Source organism: Streptomyces sparsus, from assembly GCF_054776295.1.
Genome location: NZ_BAAHCA010000432.1, coordinates 1 through 4,083 on the forward strand (window position 1 = coordinate 1; position 4,083 = coordinate 4,083).

3 protein-coding genes are annotated in these 4,083 nt (G+C 71.7%); 1 reads left to right on the forward strand and 2 read right to left on the reverse strand.

Features of this window, described 5'->3' with window-relative positions; all coding sequences use genetic code 11:
- Positions 1–237: 237 nt before the first annotated feature.
- Together ACYVE9_RS17895 and ACYVE9_RS17900 are read right to left on the reverse strand one after the other, a co-directional pair.
- Positions 238–1,611 (reverse strand): family 2B encapsulin nanocompartment shell protein, encoded by a 1,374-nt coding sequence (locus ACYVE9_RS17895; protein ID WP_461028883.1) that lies wholly within the window; start codon positions 1,609–1,611, stop codon positions 238–240.
- A 148-nt stretch (positions 1,612–1,759) separates the two neighbouring features.
- Positions 1,760–3,121: a family 2B encapsulin nanocompartment shell protein gene (locus ACYVE9_RS17900; protein WP_461028885.1), complete on the reverse strand. Its 1,362-nt coding sequence runs from the start codon at positions 3,119–3,121 to the stop codon at positions 1,760–1,762.
- Positions 3,122–3,707: 586 nt separating this feature from the next.
- On the opposite strand from ACYVE9_RS17900, the gene ACYVE9_RS17905 reads away from it, so the two are divergent.
- On the forward strand, positions 3,708–4,083 hold a 376-nt coding region (locus ACYVE9_RS17905; RefSeq protein ID WP_461028884.1), incomplete at its 3' end, for an Rv1733c family protein.

The following is a 4,083-nucleotide window of genomic DNA, read 5'->3' on the forward strand; positions in this document are numbered from 1 at the left end:
ATGCCCTGCATCTGCGGCGGCGTCTTGGTCGTGGTGGCCAACTGGCGCGCCGCGGTCGTGTGGAGACTGGTCAGGGCGGAATCGGACATGCGGAATGAAACCTTCCGGTAAGCGCGGTGAGGGGCGTGCGGGGTGGAGAGGCATGCCCCGGTGAGGAGGCGGGGGTCGGCGGAGCGGTCCGGCCGGCCCGGTCGGGAGGGAAGCTGACGACGGCCCCGGCGGGGACCGCCGCGTCGGTCAGAAACCGGTCTCGACGTCCTCCAGGACGCCCAGCGCGTCGGGCACCAGCACGGCGGCCGAGAAGTACACGCTGACCAGGTAGGAGACGACAGCCTTCTCGTTGATGCCCATGAAGCGCACGTTCAGGCTCGGCTCGTACTCGTCGGGGATGCCCGTCTGGTGCAGTCCGACCACGCCTTCGTTCTCCTGGCCGACGCGCAGCGCCAGGATCGAGCTGGTGTTGGTCTCGCTCACCGGGATCTTGTTGCACGGCAGCAGCGGGATGCCGCGCCAGCTGCGGACCACGCTGCCCTGCACCTCCGTCTCCGGCGGGTAGATGCCCCGGCTGCTGCACTCCCGGCCGATGGCCGCGATCGTGCGCGGGTGGGCCAGCAGGTACTGCGTCCTGCGGCGGCGGGAGATGAGGTCGTCGAGGTCGTCGGGGGTGGGCGGGCCGGTGCGGGTGTGCAGCCGCTGCTTGAGATCGGCGTTGTGCAGCAGCCCGAACTCCCGGTTGTTGATGAGCTCGTGCTCCTGGCGCTCGCGCAGCGCCTGGATGGTGAGCCGGAGTTGCTCCTCGACCTGGTTCATCGGCTCGTTGTAGAGGTCCGCGACCCGGGAGTGCACGCGCAGCACGGTCTGCGCCACACTCAGTTCGTACTCGCGCGGGGTGGTGTCGTAGTCCACGAAGGTACCGGGCAGCTCGTGCTCGCCGTGGTGCCCGGAGGCCAGCTCGATGTCGGCCTCCCCCCGGTGGTTCTGCCGGGGCAGCACTCGGGAGAGGAACCCGTCCAGGTGCGCGCGCAGTTCGCGGGACTGCCCGGCCACGGACTCGAACTCCGACAGCGGCAGTGCGAGCACGGTGGACCGGGTGACGGCCCGCAGGGTGTACCCCCACTCGCCGGGCTCCGCGACCAGTACGTGCTCGCCGGCCCAGTCGCCGTCGGCGAGCACCCCGAGATTGGTCTCGCCGTCGTACTCGCCGGTGCCGACCTTGTTGATCTTGCCGTGGGCGATGAGCAGCACCTCCTCCACCGGGCGGCCGGACTCGGCGATCACCTCGCCGGGCGCGTACTCGCGCTGCACGCACCGGCCCGCGAGCTGCTGGAGCACGTCCGGGCCCTCGAAGCCGTGCAGCGGCGGCAGTTCGGTGAGCTGGGCCGGGATCACCCGCACCTCGGCGCCGGTGGTGACGAACTCGACCCGGCCGTTGCCGACGGTGTGGCTGAGGCGGCGGTTGACGCGGTAGGTGCCGGCCGACACCTGTTCCCAGGGAAGGATCTTCAGCAGCCACCGCGAGGAGATGCCCTGCATCTGCGGCGGCGTCTTGGTCGTGGTGGCCAACTGGCGCGCCGCGGTCGTGTGGAGACTGGTCAGGGCGGAATCGGACATGCGGAATGAAACCTTCCGGTAAGCGCGGTGAGGGGCGTGCGGGGTGGAGAGGCATGCCCCGGTGAGGAGGCGGGGGTCGGCGGAGCGGTCCGGCCGGCCCGGTCGGGAGGGAAGCTGACGACGGCCCCGGCGGGGACCGCCGCGTCGGTCAGAAACCGGTCTCGACGTCCTCCAGGACGCCCAGCGCGTCGGGCACCAGCACGGCGGCCGAGAAGTAGGCGCTCACCAGGTAGGAGATGACGGCCTTCTCGTTGATGCCCATGAACCGCACCGACAGGCTGGGGCGGTACTCGTCCGGAATGCCCGTCCGGTGCAGCCCCACCACTCCCTGGGCCTGCTCGCCGGTGCGCATCACCATCATCGAGGTGGTGCCCGTCTCGCTGACCGGGATCTTGTTGCAGGGCAGCACCGGCACACCGCGCCAGGAGGGCACCTGGTGCCCCTGGTAATCGACGAACGCCGGGTAGACGCCGCGGCTGCTGCACTGCCGGCCGAACGCGGCGATGGCCTTGGGATGGGCCAGGATGACGGTCGGGTCCTTCCAGACGCTCGCCAGCAGCTCGTCCATGTCGTCGGGCGTGGGCGGGCCGGTGCGGGTGTGCAGCCGATGGCCCAGGTCGGCGTTGTGCAGCAGCCCGAACTCGCGGTTGTTGACGAGTTCGTGCTCCTGGCGCTCGCGCAGCGCCTCGATGGTGAGCCGGAGTTGCTCCTCGACCTGGTTCATCGGCTCGTTGTAGAGGTCTGCGACCCGGGAGTGCACGCGCAGCACGGTCTGCGCCACGCTCAGCTCGTACTCGCGCGGGGTGGTGTCGTAGTCCACGAAGGTACCGGGCAGCTCCTGCTCACCGTGGTGCCCGGCGGCCAGCTCGATGGCTGCCTCCCCCTCGGCGTTGCGCTGCGCCGGCAGCGCCGCCCGGAACGCGGTCAGGTGCTCCCGCAGGCTCCCCGCGCGTTCCAGCACCTCCTGGTAGGACGCCCGGTCCAGGACGAGCACGGTGCCGCTGGTGACGGACCGAAGGGTGAACTCCCAGACGCCCGCGTCCTCTTCGGTGAGCACGCGGTCCCCGAGGTGGTCGCCGTCGGCGACCACGCCGAGGGAGGTCTCGCCGTCGTAGAAGCCGGGAGCGACCTTGTCCAGCTTGCCGTGCGCCACCAGCACCACCTGGTCGACGGGCCTGCCCGCCTCGACGATCACCTCGCCGGGGGCGAAGTCCCGCTGCTGGAAGCGGCCGGCCAACTCCCGCAGTACCGCCTCCTCCTCATAGCCGCGCAGCGCGGCCAGCTCACCCAGCTCGGCGGGGATGACCTGGATCTCGGCGCCGGTGGAGACGAACTCCACGCGGCCGTCGCCGAGGGTGTGCGTGGTCCGGCGGTTGACCCGGAAGGTACCGCCGGACACCTGGACCCACGGCAGGACCTTCAGCAGCCACCGCGAGGAGATGCCCTGCATCTGCGGCGGCGTCTTGGTCGTGGTGGCCAACTGGCGCGCCGCGGCGGTGGCCAGGCTCAACCGCCCCGCACCGTCGTGGGGGCGGGCGCCGCCCCCGGAGCCGCCGCTCCCGTTGCTGCCGCCGTGGCCGCCGTTGCCGGCAGGAGTCGTCTCGACCGGAGCCGTCACGCAGGGCACCGCCAATCTGTGAGAGGTGGCGGGCCGTTGGGCGACCCGCCTCGCGCTCGAAAAGTAGCCAGACAAGGCGATCAACGGCAATCACCCAAAAGAGATGACAATCACCGGGATGACGCCGGTGGATGTCGGGTACCGGGCGGTGGCCAACGCCCGAATCCGCACCCTCGGTGACAAGTGACGCCGAGTTGATCACTTGATGTCACCGGGCTCCCGACCACCGACCACCGAACGAGGACGCTGCGCACGAGCGTGCGACTACCGGCGACCGGGAGCGCGCGCCCTCGTCCGGCCGCCGGCCCGTGCCCGCCCCACCGCACACCACGGCCCGGGAGCGCCCCCCGGGGGAGGACAACCGGAGCCCGGACCAGTACGGTTGCCCTGAGGCTGCCGGCGGCAGCCGCGGCCCCTCGGATGTTCGACGCGAAGGCGCGCCCGGGATCGGGCGGGGCGGACGACGGGGGGTGTCACGGTGTTCCGGGCGATCGTCGGCCTGTGGCGCTGGCGCCACAACCCGCTGCGTCGGCGCAGCGACCGGGTGGAGACATGGCTGGCACTGGGCGCGGCCCTGGTGATCACTCTCGGTGCTCCCCTGGTGGGAATCGCGGCCGGTGACGCGGCGCACGGCTCGCTGCTGCGCACCGTCGCCGCCGAGCACGAGCAGCGTCAGCAGGTGTGGGCCACGGTGCACCGGCTGCTGCCCCGCCCCGCCGCCGAGCCCGAGTTCGAGGAGTTCGGGGACCGCTCCGGCCGGCAGCGGGTGGTCGTCGGCTGGACCGCCCCGGACGGCACCGTCCGGACGGCGACGCTCGGCACCCGCGAGGGAACCAGGGTCGGAGAGCGCTTCC

Excerpts from the sequence above, each read along its gene's own strand:
- ACYVE9_RS17895 (WP_461028883.1), bottom strand. The coding sequence starts at position 1,611 with ATGTCCGATTCCGCCCTGACCAGTCTCCACACGACCGCGGCGCGCCAG.